Source organism: Kaistia sp. MMO-174, from assembly GCF_037147815.1.
Classification (GTDB): Bacteria; Pseudomonadota; Alphaproteobacteria; order Rhizobiales; family Kaistiaceae; genus Kaistia; species Kaistia nematophila.
Genome location: NZ_JBBCUO010000002.1, coordinates 432475 through 448754 on the forward strand (window position 1 = coordinate 432475; position 16280 = coordinate 448754).

The 16280-nt window shown below is 65.3% G+C and carries 15 protein-coding genes; 11 read left to right on the forward strand and 4 right to left on the reverse strand.

What is annotated here, in order from left to right:
• The 3 genes from WFK98_RS07975 to WFK98_RS07985 are packed head-to-tail and all read right to left on the reverse strand — an operon-like array spanning position 1 to position 2631.
• Positions 1–915 carry a bestrophin family protein gene (locus WFK98_RS07975; RefSeq protein ID WP_266337482.1) on the reverse strand — a complete coding sequence of 305 codons (915 nt, stop codon included), beginning with the start codon at positions 913–915 and terminating at the stop codon, positions 1–3.
• Positions 916–919: 4 nt separating this feature from the next.
• On the reverse strand, positions 920–1423 hold the full coding sequence (locus WFK98_RS07980; protein ID WP_336799850.1) for a CinA family protein: 504 nt from the start codon (positions 1421–1423) through the stop codon (positions 920–922).
• Positions 1420–2631 carry a bifunctional 2-C-methyl-D-erythritol 4-phosphate cytidylyltransferase/2-C-methyl-D-erythritol 2,4-cyclodiphosphate synthase gene (locus WFK98_RS07985; protein WP_336799851.1) on the reverse strand — a complete coding sequence of 404 codons (1212 nt, stop codon included), beginning with the start codon at positions 2629–2631 and terminating at the stop codon, positions 1420–1422. The genes WFK98_RS07980 and WFK98_RS07985 overlap by 4 nt, the downstream gene beginning before the upstream one ends.
• Positions 2632–2790: 159 nt before the next feature.
• On the opposite strand from WFK98_RS07985, the gene dusB reads away from it, so the two are divergent.
• The 8 genes from dusB (at position 2791) to hflX (ending at position 13004) form a co-directional block, all read left to right on the forward strand.
• Positions 2791–3819 carry a tRNA dihydrouridine synthase DusB gene (gene dusB, locus WFK98_RS07990; RefSeq protein WP_336799852.1) on the forward strand — a complete coding sequence of 343 codons (1029 nt, stop codon included), beginning with the start codon at positions 2791–2793 and terminating at the stop codon, positions 3817–3819.
• A 56-nt stretch (positions 3820–3875) separates the two neighbouring features.
• Positions 3876–4952: a two-component system sensor histidine kinase NtrB gene (locus WFK98_RS07995; RefSeq protein ID WP_266338169.1), complete on the forward strand. Its 1077-nt coding sequence runs from the start codon at positions 3876–3878 to the stop codon at positions 4950–4952.
• A gap of 1 nt (position 4953) precedes the next feature.
• Positions 4954–6396 (forward strand): nitrogen regulation protein NR(I), encoded by a 1443-nt coding sequence (gene ntrC / locus WFK98_RS08000; protein WP_266337486.1) that lies wholly within the window; start codon positions 4954–4956, stop codon positions 6394–6396.
• A 175-nt stretch (positions 6397–6571) separates the two neighbouring features.
• On the forward strand, positions 6572–8815 hold the full coding sequence (locus WFK98_RS08005; RefSeq protein WP_266337487.1) for a sensor histidine kinase NtrY-like: 2244 nt from the start codon (positions 6572–6574) through the stop codon (positions 8813–8815).
• A 14-nt stretch (positions 8816–8829) separates the two neighbouring features.
• Positions 8830–10194, forward strand: a complete 1365-nt coding sequence (gene ntrX, locus WFK98_RS08010; RefSeq protein ID WP_266337488.1) for a nitrogen assimilation response regulator NtrX — start codon at positions 8830–8832, stop codon at positions 10192–10194.
• Between the two features lie 79 nt (positions 10195–10273).
• The gene (locus WFK98_RS08015) at positions 10274–11149 is read left to right on the forward strand and encodes a D-amino-acid transaminase (RefSeq protein ID WP_336799853.1); all 876 of its coding nucleotides are present in this window, start codon (positions 10274–10276) and stop codon (positions 11147–11149) included.
• 148 nt (positions 11150–11297) lie between these two features.
• A complete protein-coding gene (gene hfq / locus WFK98_RS08020; RefSeq protein ID WP_018181607.1) occupies positions 11298–11552 on the forward strand; it encodes an RNA chaperone Hfq in 255 nt (84 codons plus the stop codon).
• Positions 11553–13004, forward strand: a complete 1452-nt coding sequence (hflX, locus tag WFK98_RS08025) for a GTPase HflX (protein ID WP_442907387.1) — start codon at positions 11553–11555, stop codon at positions 13002–13004.
• Between the two features lie 31 nt (positions 13005–13035).
• Here hflX and mazG read toward each other — a convergent pair whose 3' ends face one another.
• Entirely contained in the window at positions 13036–13875 is an 840-nt protein-coding gene (mazG, locus tag WFK98_RS08030; protein ID WP_336799854.1) for a nucleoside triphosphate pyrophosphohydrolase, read from the reverse strand.
• Between the two features lie 294 nt (positions 13876–14169).
• On the opposite strand from mazG, the gene WFK98_RS08035 reads away from it, so the two are divergent.
• The 3 genes from WFK98_RS08035 to WFK98_RS08045 all read left to right on the forward strand — a co-directional run bounded on the left by WFK98_RS08035 (position 14170) and on the right by WFK98_RS08045 (position 16209).
• The gene (locus WFK98_RS08035; protein WP_266337491.1) at positions 14170–14379 is read left to right on the forward strand and encodes a cold-shock protein; all 210 of its coding nucleotides are present in this window, start codon (positions 14170–14172) and stop codon (positions 14377–14379) included.
• 253 nt (positions 14380–14632) lie between these two features.
• Positions 14633–15112: a thermonuclease family protein gene (locus WFK98_RS08040; RefSeq protein ID WP_336799855.1), complete on the forward strand. Its 480-nt coding sequence runs from the start codon at positions 14633–14635 to the stop codon at positions 15110–15112.
• 164 nt (positions 15113–15276) lie between these two features.
• Positions 15277–16209 carry a response regulator transcription factor gene (locus WFK98_RS08045; RefSeq protein ID WP_336799856.1) on the forward strand — a complete coding sequence of 311 codons (933 nt, stop codon included), beginning with the start codon at positions 15277–15279 and terminating at the stop codon, positions 16207–16209.
• Positions 16210–16280 lie beyond the last annotated feature (71 nt).

Consider the following 16280-nt stretch of genomic DNA (forward strand, 5'->3'; position numbering starts at 1 on the left):
TCAAGTCAGCACATAGCCGACCGGCTTGACCGGTGCCGGCAGCTCGGTCTCGCCCTGCATCTCCTTAAGCGTCGTCTCGATCATGGTCGCCATGCCGTCGAGGGCGAGATCGTTGGCATCCGTGCCGAAGGGCTCCTCCAGCTGGTCGCTGAGCGCTTCCAGCGCGTAGAAGGTATAGGCGAGGAACGCGACGATCAGCGGCGTCAGCACGCCGATCGAATCGACCAGGCCGAAGGGCAGCAGGAAGCAGTAGAGATAGATCGTGCGGTGCAGGATCACCGAATAGGTGAAGGGCAGCGGCGTGCCGGCGAGACGTTCGCAGGCGCCGAGCACGTCCGACAGCGCATCGAGATGCCGCTCCATAGCCGCGACGAGGATCGGATCGATCTTTCCCGAGCGGCGGAGGTCGGCGATCTCTCTGCCGATGTGGAGCAGGATGAGGGCCGGGCGGAATTGGGCCCGCGCCAGCTCGCCATCGACGAAATCTGCCGGCAGGAAGGCGCGCAGTTCCGGCAGCGGATCGGTGCGGCGCAGCTGATGGCGCAGCGCGTGGGTGAAGGCGATCGTCGCGCGGATGATGGCGCGCGCCGCCTCGGGGTCGTCCTGCAGCGTCATCGCCTGGCGGGCGAGCGAGCGGGCATGGATAAGCAGCGCGCCCCATTGTTTGCGCGCTTCCCAGAAACGGTCGTAGCTGGCGCTATTGCGGAAGCCGAGGAAGATCGCGATGGCGATGCCGATCAGCGAGAACGGCACGAAGGTCAGCGTCACCTTGAACGAGAACAACTGGCCGTGCAGCAGCGTCACCAGCGTGGCGAATGCGGCGGTCAGAAGAAGCTGCGGTAGGATCACCGGCAGCACCGACCCGCGCCACACCAGCATCATGCCGAACCAGTTCGGGCGCTCGCGGACGATCATCGGTTCAGGCCTCTTGGGCTGCCGTTTCGCGCAACAGCTTCAAAGCCTCCGCGACGGTCGCGAAGCGCACGCCGGAACGGTCGCGGTCGGCGAAGACACGCACTGCATGACGCGCCGGAGCGCCGCGCCGCATGACGCCGAAATGGACGAGGCCGACCGGCTTCTCGGCCGAGCCGCCGGTGGGGCCGGCAATGCCGGTGACGGCGATGGCAAGGTCCGCGCCGGATTTCGCCAGCGCGCCAGCCGCCATGGCGAGCGCGACTTCCTGGCTGACGGCGCCGACACGCTCGATCAGTTCCTTCGGCACGCCGAGCATCTCGGCCTTCGCCGCGTTGGAATAGGTGACGAAGCCTCGATCGACGACGGCGGAGGAGCCGGAGATCTCTGTCAGTACGCCGGCGATCAGGCCGCCGGTGCAGGATTCGGCCGTGGCGATCTTCAGGCCGCGGGCGATGCAAAGCTCGATCAGCGCCTGGGCATCGCCCTGCAGGGGCGTGAGGTCGGTCATGCGTCTTCCTCCGTGAAGGGCAGGCGGATCGCGGCGGTCGCGATCGCGGCGATGCCTTCGCCGCGGCCGATAAAGCCCATCTTCTCGTTCGTCGTCGCCTTCACGCCGACGCGGCCGGCGCCGATCCCGGCGATTTCGGCGATCCGCGCCCGCATGGCGTCGCGATGCGGGCCGATCCGGGGTTCCTCGGCGATGATGGCGAGGTCGAGATTGACGATGACTCCGCCGCGGGCGCGCACCCGCTCGGCCGCGAAGGCGAGGAACCGATCCGAGGAGGCGCCGCGCCATTGCGGGTCGGAGGGCGGGAAATGATCGCCGATGTCGCCGTCGGCGATCGCGCCGAGCACGGCATCCGTCAGCGCATGCAGGGCGACATCGGCGTCGGAATGGCCGGAGAGCTTGCGATCATGCGGGATCTCGACGCCCCCGAGCCAGACGGACGAACCTTCCGTGAAGGAATGGACGTCGTAGCCGGTGCCGACGCGGGTTTCGCCGGCCCGCAATTGCTCTTCCATGCGCAGGCGGGTATCGGCCACCTCGATGTCCTCCGGCAGGGTCAGCTTGATGTTGGAGCGCTCGCCCAGCACGAGCCTGACCGGAATGCCGGCCCACTCGGCGATGCCGGCGTCGTCCGTGAAATGCTCCGGCGCGCTCGCCGCGCGGCGATGCGCATCCAGGATCGCTGCGAGGCGGAAGCCCTGCGGCGTCTCGGCGGCGTGGAGATTGTCGCGTGACACGGTTCCGCTGACGATGGCGCCGGCGTCGGCCCGCTTCAGCGTGTCTGTGACGGGCGAGGCGGCGAGCACGGCGTCGGAGGCGGCGAGACCGTCGATGACGCGGTCGATCAGGGCAGGGGAGGCGAACGGTCGAACGGCATCATGGATCAGGACATGCGTGATGCCGCGCTCCGCCAGCGCCTCGAGCCCGCGACGGACCGATTCCTGCCGCGTGGCACCGCCGGTTACGAAGGGAAGCAGGCCCGGCTGGCCGCCGACGGCCGCCTCATAGAGCGCCGCATCGTCGGCATGGATGACGACGAGCACCTCGTCGATCCGAGGGTGCGACAAGAAGCGCGCCGTGGTTCGCTCCAGGATCGCCTGGCCGGCCAGCTTGCGATACTGCTTCGGCACCTCTCCGCCGGCGCGCACGCCCCGTCCCGCCGCGACGATCAAAGCCGCAAAGCGCGGAGAGGGGATGGTTTCGGTCATGGGCGAGGGATCCTCGGCTGGGACCGGACCCCGACCGGTCCGGCGCGACATCGACCGCATGGATCGGAGATTCCACTTCGCAACGCAACAAGTCTCTTGCCGTCACTCGATCTGTGACTAATATGTAGGCATCTGAACCCGTGCCTATTCGATAGTCAATTGTCTGACCTTTCCAATCCGATCTCCCGCCTGGCAGAGCCTCTCGACATTGGCGACGTCACCATCGCCAATCGCGTGCTGCTCGCGCCTATGTCCGGGGTTTCCGATCGGCCGTTTCGGCGCGTCGCGGCGTCGTTCGGCGCCGGCCTCGTCGTATCCGAGATGGTCGCCAGCGAGGAGCTCGCCAGCGGCAATGCGGAAACCGCCATGCGCGCCGAGGCGACGGGCAACGGTCTGCATGTTGTCCAGCTTGCGGGGCGCGAGGCGCACTGGATGGCGGAGGGCGCGCGCGCTGCCGCAGATGCCGGCGCCGACATCATCGATATCAACATGGGCTGCCCGGCGAAACGGGTCACCACCGGCTATTCCGGTTCGGCGCTGATGCGCGATCTCGACCATGCGCTGACGCTGGTCGAGGCGACGGTCGGCGCCAGCCCTGTCCCCGTAACGCTTAAAATGCGGCTCGGCTGGGATGACAAGACGATCAATGCGCCCGAGCTTGCGCGGCGCGCTGAGGCGGCCGGCGTGTCGATGGTCACCGTGCATGGCCGCACCCGCTGCCAATTCTACAAGGGCACCGCCGACTGGGCGGCGATCGCGGCCGTCAAGGCGGCGGTGTCGATCCCGCTGATCGCCAATGGCGATTGCCTGAGCCCGGAAAGCCTTGGCCCGATGCTCAGCCAATCCGGTGCCGACGGCGTCATGGTCGGCCGCGGTTCCTATGGCCGTCCCTGGCTGCCCGGGCATCTCGCGAGCTTCGCCGCGACCGGCGTCATGCCCGAGGCGCCGCGCGGCGACGCGCTGATCGAGCTGGTGGTAAGCCATTTCGAGGAGATGATCGCCCTCTATGGGCCGATCCTCGGCGTGCGCAACGCCCGCAAGCATCTGAGTTGGACTTTTGAGGCGCTCGGCAGCGATGTCATCGAGCCGTCGGCCCGCCTCGCCATCCTGACGGAACACCAACCGGAGCGCGTCGTCGCGCTCCTGCGCCGGCACCTTGGCGAGGCCGAAATGAGGAGAGCCGCGTGAACAAGAACTTGGCGCCCATCGACACCAGCATCGCCAGCGGCAATGGCCCTGCATCCATGCTGCTGGACGCGCTGCCCCACCCCATCATCATGATCGACGGCGCCGGCCACGTCGCCGAGGCGAATAGCGCCGCGCAGGATTTCTTCCAGGCATCGATCGCCGTCCTGCGACGTCAGCCGCTGGAGCATTTCGTCCCTTTCGGCAGCCCGCTCCTCGCCCTGATCGAACAGGTCCGCACGCGCGGCGCCGCGGTCAACGAATATCGCGTCGATGTTGGAACGCCGCGTAACGGCGCCGACCGTATCGTCGACATCTATGCCTCGCCGGTTCCTGAGCGACCGAATGCCGTCGTCGTCCTGCTGCAGGAAAAGACGATGGCCGAGAAGATCGACCGGCAATTGACCCATCGCGGCGCCGCCCGCTCGGTCACGGGCCTGGCGGCCATGCTCGCCCACGAGATCAAGAATCCGCTTTCCGGAATTCGCGGCGCCGCGCAGCTGCTTGAATCCTCCGTCGACGACGACGACCGGGCGCTGACCCGCCTGATCTGCGACGAGACCGACCGGATCGTGAAGCTGGTCGATCGCATGGAGGTTTTCTCCGATGAGCGCCCCGTCGAGCGTGCCCCGGTCAACATCCATGTCGTGCTGGAGCATGTGAAGCGGCTGGCACAGTCCGGCTTTGCCCGCAACATCCGCATCATCGAAGAATATGACCCTTCGCTGCCGCCGGTCTACGCCAATCGCGACCAGCTGGTTCAGGTCTTCCTGAACCTCGTGAAGAACGCCGCAGAGGCGATCGGCAATGTCGACGATGGCGAGATCCTGCTCTCGACAGCCTTCAAGCCGGGCATCCGGCTTTCCGTGCCGGGCTCGACCAACCGGGTGACGCTGCCGCTGGAATTCACGGTGCGTGACAACGGGCCGGGTGTTCCCGCCGACATGCTGCCGCATCTGTTCGACCCCTTCGTCACCACCAAGACCAACGGCACGGGCCTCGGTCTGGCGCTCGTCGCCAAGATCATCGGTGACCATGGCGGCGTGATCGAATGTGACTCCCAGCAGAACCGCACCACCTTCCGGGTGCTGATGCCGGCTTTCCCGGGCGCCATGCCCGCAGACAAGGACGATTGATATGGCGAGCGGCACCATCCTCGTGGCCGATGACGATGCGGCCATCCGAACGGTTCTGAACCAGGCCCTGTCGCGGGCGGGCTACGAAGTACGGCTTACCTCGAATGCCGCGACCCTTTGGCGCTGGGTCAGCCAGGGGGAGGGAGATCTGGTCATCACCGACGTGGTGATGCCGGACGAGAACGCCTTCGACCTGCTACCCCGCATGAAGCGCGCCCGGCCGGAACTGCCGGTCATCGTCATGAGCGCGCAGAACACCTTCATGACGGCGATCCGCGCTTCGGAACGGGGCGCCTATGAATATCTGCCGAAGCCCTTCGACCTGAAGGAGTTGATTTCGATCGTCGGCCGGGCGCTGGCCGAGCCGAAGTTGCGCGGCAAGGACGCGCAACTGGACGACGGCAACGAGAACATCCCGCTCGTCGGCCGCTCGCCGGCCATGCAGGATATCTACCGCGTGCTGGCGCGCCTGATGCAGACGGACCTGACCGTGATGATCGCGGGCGAATCCGGTACGGGCAAGGAACTCGTCGCGCGCGCCCTGCACGATTACGGCAAGCGCCGCACCGGACCGTTCGTCGCCATCAACATGGCCGCCATCCCGCGGGACCTGATCGAAAGCGAACTCTTCGGCCACGAGAAGGGCGCGTTCACCGGCGCGCAGGCACGCTCAGCCGGCCGCTTCGAGCAGGCCGAGGGTGGGACGCTCTTCCTCGACGAAATCGGCGACATGCCGATGGAGGCGCAGACCCGACTGCTCCGCGTCCTGCAGCAGGGCGAATACACCACGGTTGGCGGCCGCACGCCGATCAAGACCGACGTGCGCATCGTCGCCGCGACCAACAAGGACCTGCGCATCCTGATCAACCAGGGCCTGTTCCGCGAGGACCTGTTCTTCCGCCTGAACGTCGTGCCGATCCGCCTGCCGGCGCTGCGAGAGCGTTCGGAGGATATTCCCGACCTCGTCCGGCACTTCTTCGCCCTGGTGGAGAAGGAAGGCCTGCCGCACAAGCAGATCGAGACCGCCGCTGTCGAGCGCCTGAAGCGCTATCGCTGGCCGGGCAACGTCCGCGAGCTGGAAAACCTGATCCGCCGTCTGGCGGCGCTCTATCCGCAGGACACCATCACCGAGAACATCATCGACGCCGAGCTGGACCAGCCGGCCGCCGTGCTTGCCTCGAACGGGGCCGAGATGGAAGACACGTTGATGAGCTCGGTCGAGCGGCATCTCTCGACCTATTTCCACGGTTTCGGCGACGGATTGCCGCCACCCGGCCTTTATCATCGCATTTTGCGCGACGTCGAATACCCGCTGATCAGCACGGCGCTGGCGGCCACGCGCGGCAACCAGATCAAGGCGGCGGAGCTTCTCGGCGTTAATCGTAACACGCTGCGCAAGAAGATCCGCGATCTCGACGTCCAGGTGATCCGCAACTCGCGCTGACAACCCCGGGATGGCGGGCGGGCTGTTGCTCGCTCGCCACAATGCTGTTGCAATTCGGTCCCAGGGTCCGGTTCATGAAGGGCTCATACGACCGAAATAGAATCAGCCGGGCTTGTCGATTCGACGGGGGCGCGAGGTGATCGCAACCGCCGGACCAACGCGGCCAGCCGCTGAAATGAACGACGTTTCCGAGCGCCGTCGGCGTCGTTTCACGCTGCGCGCAGCGGGATACATCACCGTCATTCTGGCGCTGACCTGCGCCTGCTTCAGCTTCTTCCTGTTGATGGGGCTGACGCCGATCCAGCCTTCCGAGCAGGTCGTCTTCTGGGCGCTGGCCGTCAACGGCCTGCTGACGGGCCTGCTGGTCATAGAACTCGTGCTGGAAGTGGCGCTGCTGATCCGCGCCCGGCGGCGCGGGCGCGCCGCGGCCAGGCTCCATATCCGTATTGTCGGCCTGTTCAGCATCGTTGCGGTCGTGCCGGCGATCCTCATCGCCGTCGTCGCCTCGATCACCCTCAATCGCGGTCTCGATCACTGGTTCTCCGAGCGCACGCGCGCCATCGTCGCCACTTCGCTGTCGATCGCGCAGGCCTATGCCGAAGAGCACGCCCGGACGCTGAAAGTCGATATTCTCGGGCTCAAGTCGGATTTCGAGCGCGCGCAGACGCTGCTGGAGCAGAATCCGGACAGATTCCAGGCATTCATGAACTCGATCGCGGCGTTGCGCGGCATTCCGGGCGTTTTCCTGGTCAAGCCGGACGGCTCGTTGATCGCGCAGGCGAATTTCCAGTTTTCGACCAACTACCTGCCGCCGCCTATCGACGCGCTGAACCGGGCCGCCAAGGCCGGTTCCGATCCCATCCTGATCGCGCCCGGCGCGACCAACGTCGTCGGCGCCATAGCGCGCCTCGACAACTACACCGACGTCTATCTCTACATCACCCGCGAGATCGACCCGAAGGTCATTCGTTACATCTCGGACACGACCGCGAGCGTGAACGAGTACAAGAGCCTTGAGGCCACCCGTTGGGGCATCCAGATCGCCTTCGGGCTCCTCTATCTTGGACTGGCGCTCGTGGTGCTGCTTTCGGCCGTCTGGCTCGGCATCGGCTTCGCCAATAGGCTCGTCGCGCCGATCCGGCGCCTGATCGATGCCGCCGACGAGATCGGACGCGGCAATCTCGAAGTGCATGTGCCGTTCCGTAGCGCTGACGGCGATCTCGGCGCGCTGGGCGCGACCTTCAATACGATGACGACCGAGCTGCGCAACCAGCGGTACGAGCTAGTCGCCGCCAGCGAGCAGATCGACAGCCGCCGTCGGTTCACCGAGGCGGTTCTGGCCGGCGTTAGCGCCGGCGTGGTCGGCATCGATGCGCAGGGCGTGGTCACGATTGCCAATCGCGGCGCCATGCGGCTTCTCGGACTGCACGACAGCGCGCCGATCGGACAATCGGTGAGCGAGGTGGCGCCGGAGCTGAAGAACGTGGTCCAGGCCTCGCTGAACGAGCCGCATCGCGCGGAGCATCGCGACCAGGTTTCCGTCGTGCGCGACGGCCGCGAGCGGACAGTGAACGTCCGCGTCACGACCGAGGAATCCGACACGGCCGAGCATGGCTACGTTATCACCCTCGACGACATCACCGACCTTGTTTCCGCGCAGCGTAGCGCCGCGTGGGCCGATATCGCCCGTCGCATCGCGCATGAGATCAAGAACCCGCTGACGCCGATCCAGCTTTCGGCCGAGCGCCTCAAGCGCCGCTTCGGCAAGCACATCGTCGAAGGGCGCGAAATCTTCGACCAGTGCACAGACACGATCGTTCGCCAGGTGGGCGATATCGGACGCATGGTGGACGAGTTCTCGTCTTTCGCGCGGATGCCGAAGCCGACCTTCGAAGAGCGCAATCTCGGCGAGGCGGCGCGCGAGGCGGTGTTCCTCATGGAAGTCGCCAATCCGAACATCGCCTTCGAGGTCGATCTTCCGGAGGAACCGCTGATCGGCCGCTTCGATCCGCGTCTGATCTCGCAGGCCTTCACCAACCTGGTGAAGAACGCCACCGAGGCGATCGAAGCACTGCCGCCGGAGCAGGCTGTCGGCGCCAAGATCACGGTCCGGGGCAGGATCGAAGGCGAATCGAACATCGTCGAGTTCATCGATACGGGCATCGGCCTGCCGAATGAGAACCGGCATCGCCTGCTCGAGCCGTATATGACGACCCGCGAAAAGGGCACCGGCCTCGGCCTCGCGATCGTCAGCAAGATCATTGAGGAACATGGCGGGCAGCTCGATCTGCTCGATTCGCCCGCCGTCGCCACAGGGGGGCGCGGGGCCATGGTGCGGATCACACTGCCAAGGCCCCATCATGACGGCGGCGATGGCAGCGCTGCCGCAGATCACCAGACCAATCCCGTAGACGCCTGACGAAGATAGAGATCATGCCGTCCGATATTCTGATCATCGATGATGAAGCTGACATCCGCGGGCTCGTTGCCGGTATCCTCGAGGACGAGGGACATGGCACCCGTACCGCAGGCGATACCGACACCGCGCTGGCCGAAATCGAAAAGCGCCGTCCGACCCTGATCTTCCTCGACATCTGGCTGACCGGCAGCCGGATCGACGGTCTGACCCTGCTCGACATCATCAAGGGCCAGCATCCCGACCTGCCGGTGGTGATGATTTCCGGCCATGGCAACATCGAGACTGCGGTCTCCGCCATCCGGCGCGGCGCCTATGACTACATCGAGAAGCCGTTCAAGGCCGACAGCCTGCTGATGATCGCCGAGCGGGCGCTGGAGGCATCCAAGCTTCGCCGCGAAGTCCGCGACCTCCGCGAGCGGGCCGGCGACGCCGGCCGGCTGATCGGATCCTCGATCGCCATGAGCCATCTGCGCCAGACGATCGAGCGCGTGGCGCCGACCAATAGCCGGATCATGATCTCGGGCCCGTCGGGCTCGGGCAAGGAACTGGTGGCGCGCGCCATCCACGCGTCGTCGCTGCGCATGGATGGTCCGTTCGTGGTACTGAATGCGGCGGCGATCACGCCCGACCGCATGGAGCATGAGCTGTTCGGCACCGAGAACGGCACCGGGGCCGCCCGCAGCGTCGGCGCGCTCGAGGAAGCGCATGGGGGCACGCTCTATCTCGACGAGATCGCCGACATGCCGCGCGAGACGCAGGGCAAGATCCTGCGCGTGCTGATCGACCAGAGCTTCCAGCGCGTCAACGGCACGGCCAAGGTCAATGTCGACGTCCGCATCATTTCCTCGACCGCGCGGGACCTCGAGCACGAGATTTCGGAAGGCAGCTTCCGCGAGGATCTGTTCCACCGTCTCTCGGTCGTGCCGCTGCGGGTCCCGGCTCTCGCCGAGCGTCGCGACGACGTCCCGGAACTGGTCAATCACTTCATCGAGCAGATCTCCCGCTCGACGGGCCTGCCGATCCGAACCGTCGGCTCGGACGCTCTCGCCGTTCTGCAGGCGCATGACTGGCCTGGCAATATCCGCCAGCTTCGCAACAACATCGAGCGCCTGTTGATTCTGGCGCGTGGTGACGAGAGTCAGGCCATCTCCGCCGACATGCTGCCGCCGGAAGTCGGCGAGATGCTGCCCACCACGCCCAATCGCGGCGGCGAGCACCTGATGTCGCTGCCGCTGCGGGATGCGCGCGAGATCTTCGAGCGCGAATATCTGACGGCACAGGTGAACCGCTTCGGGGGCAACATCTCGCGCACGGCGGAGTTCGTGGGCATGGAGCGCTCGGCGCTGCATCGCAAGTTGAAATCGCTCGGCGTTGGTTGACGCGGCAGCCCTTGCGCTGTCCGATAACGGCCCCGCTCGCGGGACCGATGCCTGATTCTAACCGCCCTGCAGGAATGCCATGTCGCGCTTCGCCTATGTGAACGGCCTCTATCTCCGTCATGCGGAGGCCGTCGTTCACGTCGAGGATCGCGGCTACCAGTTCGCGGATGGCGTCTATGAAGTCTGCGAAATCCGCAATGGCCGGCTGATAGACGAGGCGCTGCACATGGCGCGGCTGGAGCGCTCGCTCCGGGAGCTTCGCATCACGATGCCCATGAGCCTGCCCGCGCTCGGCGTGGTGATGCGAGAAGTGGTGCGCCGCAACCGGGTGCGCGAAGGCTTGGTCTATCTGCAGGTCACGCGCGGCGTGGCGCCGCGCATCCATCTGTTCCCGGCCGAGGGCACGCCGCCGTCGATCGTGGTCACCGCGAAATCCGCGCCGAGCCGCGCCGGCGACAGCAAGGCGGAGAAGGGCGTTTCGGTCATCAGCGTGCCCGACAATCGCTGGGAGCGGGTCGATATCAAGACCGTGTCGCTGTTGCCGAACGTGCTGGCCAAGCAGGCGGCGAAGGAGGCGGGTGCCTATGAGGCCTGGTTCGTCGATGCCGATGGCATGGTGACCGAGGGCTCTTCGACCAATGCGTGGATCGTGACGGCCGATGGCAAGCTGGTCACGCGTCCGGCCGAGAGCGGGATCCTGCGCGGAATTACCCGCACGGTCCTGTTCGAGGTGGCGAAAGCCGCCGGTTACCGGATCGAGGAGCGGCCGTTCAGCATCGCGGAAGCGCAGGCCGCGCGTGAGGCATTCTTCACGGCGGCAACGGCGGTCGTGATGCCGGTCGTAGAACTCGACGGCAAGCCGATCGCCAATGGCGCGCCCGGCACGATCGCGACGGAATTGCGCCGTCGTTTCCATGAGTTCGCGACTGTGGCGCCGGCCCGTTCGCACGGTTGAAAACTTGCAACGGGATGCCCACTGCTACAGGGCTGGTTCGATTTCTTGGATGACGCGAAGCGATTATCCGGGCAAAGTGAAGGCAAGGCTGGATCGCATCCGGCCCTCGGGACGATAGTCCCCAACAACGGCAAGCGTGAGAGATAGAATGGCAGAACGCGCACAGAATCTTCAGGACACGTTTCTCAACCACGTCCGGAAGAGCAAGATTCCACTGACGATTTTTCTGGTGAACGGCGTCAAGCTGCAAGGCATCGTAACCTGGTTCGACAATTTCTGCGTGCTGTTGCGTCGGGATGGCCATTCCCAGCTCGTCTACAAGCACGCCATCTCCACCATCATGCCGGGCGCACCCGTCCAGCTCTTCGAGCCGGGCGAAGAGGGCGAACGGCCGGGAGCCTGATTGACCGACCATTCTGATCTGCCGGAAGGCGCCGAAGGGCCCGAGGCAAGCGATACTCATATCGAAACAAAGCGCATTCCCGAGCGCACCCTGGTTCTCGTGCCGGTTCGTCCGGCACGGACGCGGCGTCACGAAGGGGATCCCCGCAGCGCCCCGCGCAGCTCGGCTGCTCGCGTAGAAGAAGCCATCGGCCTCGCTCTGGCGATCGAACTCGACGTCGTCGAGGGCATTGCCGTGCCCCTACCGATGTACAAGCCGGCGACCCTGTTCGGTTCGGGCAAGGTGATGGAAATCGCGCAGCGTGTGGCGGCCGATCATGTCGGCCTCGTCATCGTCGACCATGCGCTGACGCCGGTGCAGCAGCAGAACCTCGAAAAGGAATGGGGCACCAAGGTTATCGACCGCACGGGCCTTATCCTCGAGATCTTTGGCGAACGGGCGCAGACGCGGGAAGGCACGCTTCAGGTCGAGCTGGCGCATCTGAATTACCAGAAGAGCCGGCTGGTCCGCAGCTGGACCCACCTTGAGCGTCAGCGTGGCGGCTTCGGCTTCCTCGGCGGCCCCGGTGAAACCCAGATCGAGGCCGACCGGCGCGCCCTGCAGGAACGCATCACGCGGATCGAACACGAGCTGGAAACCGTGGTGCGGACCCGCCGTCTGCAGCGCGAGAACCGCCGCAAGATCCCGCATCCGATCGTGGCGCTTGTCGGCTACACCAATGCGGGCAAGTCGACTCTGTTCAACACGCTGACCCAGTCCGAGATTTTCGCCAAGGACCTGTTGTTCGCGACGCTCGACCCGACCCTGCGCCGGCTCAAGCTGCCGCATGGGACCGAGGCGATCCTGTCGGATACGGTGGGTTTCATTTCCGATCTGCCGACCCATCTCGTCGCCGCCTTCCGCGCGACGCTGGAAGAGGTGATCGAGGCGACGCTGATCCTGCATGTGCGCGATATCGCGCATGAAGACAGCGAGGCGCAGGCGCGTGACGTCATGTCCGTGCTGGAGCAGCTTGGCGTCGAGGTCGGCAAGACCGACCGCCTGATCGAAGTCTGGAACAAGATCGACCTGATGCCGCCGGATGCACGACCCGCAGGACGCATCCACACCGAGAAGGGCAAGCCGGCCATCGTGCCGATCTCCGCCCTGACCGGGGAGGGCGTGAGCACGCTGCTGGATCTCGTCGAGCAGCGGCTGAATGAAGACCGTCCGGTCTACTCGCTGTCCCTGAGCGGCAATGCGTTGGGAAGGCTTCATCGGCTCTACGATCTCGGCGAGGTGCTATCGCGCGAGGATCTGGAGGACGGCACCACCATCGCGCGAATCCGTGTCGCCGAGAAGAACGAGCCGGCCTTTCATCGCGAGTTCCCTGGCGCCAAGCTGGTGCACGAGACCGAGAAGGCCAAGGCGGAGAAAGACCCGCAGCCCTGGGATCCGATCCGGAAGTCATGAGAGGCTGCGCCGCTCTGCCGGCGCGGCCTCTCTACCGCGTCTCGCGCGGACGCGACTTGGCCTCGACCCAGAGCGCCTCCATTTCATCGAGACTGGCTTCGGCGGGGCTGCGGCCCTTCGCGGCCAGGCTCGCCTCGATATGGCGGAAGCGGTGGCGGAATTTCTCGTTGGTGCCGCGAAGCGCCGCATCGGGGTCGACCTCGGCGTGGCGGGCAAGGTTGGCGACAGCGAACAGCAGGTCGCCGATCTCATCCTGAACCCGATCCTTGGAGACCGGCGTACGGTGGAGTTCCTGCTCGATCTCGGCGACCTCTTCCTTGATCTTGTCGAGCACGGCGCGCGGGTCGTTCCAGTCAAACCCGACCGTGCCGGCCTTCTGCTGGATCTTGACGGCACGGGCCAACGTCGTCATGCCGACCGGCACGTCGTCGAGCAGGCTGACCGGCTCGGTGTCGGATTGTCCTGCCTGATGCCGTTTCTCGGCCCGTAGGCGCTTCTCCTCCGCCTTTATCTTGTCCCAGAAGCCCTTGGCGGCCCCGGCGCTGCGCGCATCCTCGCTGCCGAACACATGCGGGTGCCTCCGGATCATCTTCGAGGTGATGGCCATGACGACGTCGCCGAAGGCGAAAGCCCCGACTTCCTCGGCCATGCGGGCATGGTAGACGACCTGCAGCAGCAGATCGCCGAGCTCTTCCTCGAGATCGACAAGATCGTTGCGCTCGATCGCGTCGGCAACCTCGTAGGCTTCCTCGATCGTGTAGGGGGCGATCGACTGAAAATCCTGCACCTTGTCCCAGGAGCATCCCGTCACCGGATCGCGTAGCGCCTCCATGATCTCGATCAGGCGGGCAATGTCACGGGATGGTTGCATGTGAGGGTCCTTGCTCGGGCCACGAGGCGCCGCGAAGCCAGTCCGAAGGCCAAGCTGCAGGCGATCGGAAAAGCTTCAAATTTGTTTCAAAATCACTGCCGCCGGGAGGGCGGTGCATGATCGCATCACGGGTTTGTCGTTTTGTTCGTTTCAGCCTATATGGACTGTATTCGAAAGTTTAGCTCTGCCTTGATATAGCCCACACGGCTCGTCCCAAGACATCGCTGGAACTCGGATCGGCCGCTGCGGCGTCCGCGCGGCCACGGCCACGGCAATGCACAAAGGACAAGAGAAATGGCAACTGGAACCGTCAAGTTTTTCAATACCGAGAAGGGCTATGGCTTCATTCAGCAGGATGGCGGCGGCCCCGACGTCTTCGTACACATCAGCGCCGTCGAGCGTTCTGGCATGCGCGCTCTGGTCGAAGGCCAGAAGCTGAGCTTCGACGTCGAGCCGGATCGTCGTAGCGGCAAGTCGGCCGCCGCGAATCTTCGCAGCGCCTGAGCCAATTCGCTTTGGTTCAAGACGGGTCCGGCGTCATCGCGCCGGACCCGTTTCTTTTTGGGGCGATCATTCTGACCGGCCAGTCGGAGCGAGATCTCGTCTTGCCCACGCCAGGTAGCGGACAGCGAAGCCCTTCAAGCCAATCGCCGATTGATTCAGCCTCCAGCGGACGCTGTACATGAGACGCGCCCGGAACCGCCGCAGCAAATCGCCGCCCCTGGTCTTCCTGGTCCTGCTGGTGCTGGGCCTCCTTTTGATCGGCTATATCGACCAGACATTGCGCGAGATCCACGCGGCGGATGGCTCGCTCGTCTTGGTTCGCGATGGCGATTCGCTCGTCATCGACCGTGCCGAACTACGCCTCTACGGCATCGACGCGCCGGAGTTGCGCCAGACCTGTGCCGACGCGAAAGGCGAGCCCTGGCGCTGCGGCGAGGCCGCCAAGTCAGCCTTGAATCAGATCGTGTCGCGGGGCGGCCTGCGCTGCTCGCCTCGCGCCCGCGACCGCTTTGGCCGCGAGGTGGCCACCTGTCGCGTCAACGGCCTCGACGACGTCGGCGCCGCCATGCTCCGCGACGGCTTCGCCGTTGTTTTCGGCACCGCGCCGGATGGCGACTATCAGTCTGCCGAAACGGGGGCCAGGGTCGCCAAGCGCGGCATCTGGCAGGGCGGATTCATGCCGCCGTCCGAATGGCGGCACCAGCACCCGAGGCCCGACGGCGGCCACGACTGAGCCGGAACGCGCTTCCTCCCGCATCGACGGAAATCGCCGTTCAAGCAGACCACAGAGACCGTCTGGATGGCACTTGGCCCGTTCAGATTGGCCACCCGACGCCCAGGGGCACTGCCGAGATTTGGCACAACCATACAACCAAAGATTCGGGAGAGTGCATTCTTATGGTTGCATTCGTCTTGGGTTGGTTGTATAGGGTTGCATATACCGCAATGCCGATAAGCCATTTTCATCTGGTCATCCAAATGGAGCCGGGCATGAGGAATAGTGAACCCGTTCAATTGCCGGGGCTGGAAGCATCGCCGTCGGCTCCTCCTTCATCCAGATTGACGATCGCCCTGATCGACCGCAGGGCGCTGGAGCGAGAATGTCTGGCGCGAGGCCTGCTTTCCGGCCAACCCAGCCTCGACATCCTTGACTTTGGCACGGTTGAGGAGTGGATCCGAAAGGGCTCGGATCATGACGGCGTCTCTGCGGTCCTTGTGAGCCTTGGCGGGCAGGGCGTCGATGAGCCGTCGGTGGGAGCCGCGCTTGCGACCTTGGAGCGCGAGCGGGCCGGGATACCGGTCATCGTGCTCGCCGACCGTGAGGAAGCGAGCCAGGTTCTGATGGCGCTCGATCGCGGCGCTCGGGGATATATCCCGTCCAGCATCGGCCTCCGCGTCGTGATGGAGGTGGTCAATCTGGTCCGGGCAGGAGGCACCTACGTTCCGGCGAGCAGCCTGATTGCCTCGCGCGAGATCATCCTGGCACCGGAGGACTGCGCGCAGGATGACCCGCTCGACGATCTGCTGACCCCGCGCCAGGCGGCTGTCGCCGCGGCGTTGCGACAGGGCAAGGCCAACAAGATCATCGCCTATGAGCTCAAGCTCAGCGAAAGCACGGTCAAGGTTCACATCCGGGCCATCATGCGAAAGCTGCAGGCCCACAACCGAACCGAAGTCGCCTTCAAGCTTAACAGCCTTTCGACGGCCGGACGGGCCACGGCGCGCCTATTCAATCTTCCCGCCAATCGCGAGGGCGGCGGTGCGAACATCCGTCTGCGATCGCTTCTGGATCCCAATCCGGAGCCGTCGCCGGCAAGCGCCTACGGCTAGCCATTCTGTTTCGACATTCGCCCGGCCGCATTCCGAGAACCGCGCCCGCCCATCGAGCGTAAGTCAGGCAG

Coding starts and splice junctions, on each gene's coding strand:
- WFK98_RS07975 (WP_266337482.1), bottom strand. CDS start 915: ATGATCGTCCGCGAGCGCCCGAACTGGTTCGGCATGATGCTGGTGTGG.
- WFK98_RS07980 (WP_336799850.1), bottom strand. CDS start 1,423: ATGACCGACCTCACGCCCCTGCAGGGCGATGCCCAGGCGCTGATCGAG.
- WFK98_RS07985 (WP_336799851.1), bottom strand. CDS start 2,631: ATGACCGAAACCATCCCCTCTCCGCGCTTTGCGGCTTTGATCGTCGCG.
- WFK98_RS07995 (WP_266338169.1), top strand. CDS start 3,876: ATGCTGCTGGACGCGCTGCCCCACCCCATCATCATGATCGACGGCGCC.
- ntrC (WP_266337486.1), top strand. CDS start 4,954: ATGGCGAGCGGCACCATCCTCGTGGCCGATGACGATGCGGCCATCCGA.
- WFK98_RS08005 (WP_266337487.1), top strand. CDS start 6,572: ATGAACGACGTTTCCGAGCGCCGTCGGCGTCGTTTCACGCTGCGCGCA.
- ntrX (WP_266337488.1), top strand. CDS start 8,830: ATGCCGTCCGATATTCTGATCATCGATGATGAAGCTGACATCCGCGGG.
- WFK98_RS08015 (WP_336799853.1), top strand. CDS start 10,274: ATGTCGCGCTTCGCCTATGTGAACGGCCTCTATCTCCGTCATGCGGAG.
- hfq (WP_018181607.1), top strand. CDS start 11,298: ATGGCAGAACGCGCACAGAATCTTCAGGACACGTTTCTCAACCACGTC.
- mazG (WP_336799854.1), bottom strand. CDS start 13,875: ATGCAACCATCCCGTGACATTGCCCGCCTGATCGAGATCATGGAGGCG.
- WFK98_RS08035 (WP_266337491.1), top strand. CDS start 14,170: ATGGCAACTGGAACCGTCAAGTTTTTCAATACCGAGAAGGGCTATGGC.
- WFK98_RS08045 (WP_336799856.1), top strand. CDS start 15,277: ATGGTTGCATTCGTCTTGGGTTGGTTGTATAGGGTTGCATATACCGCA.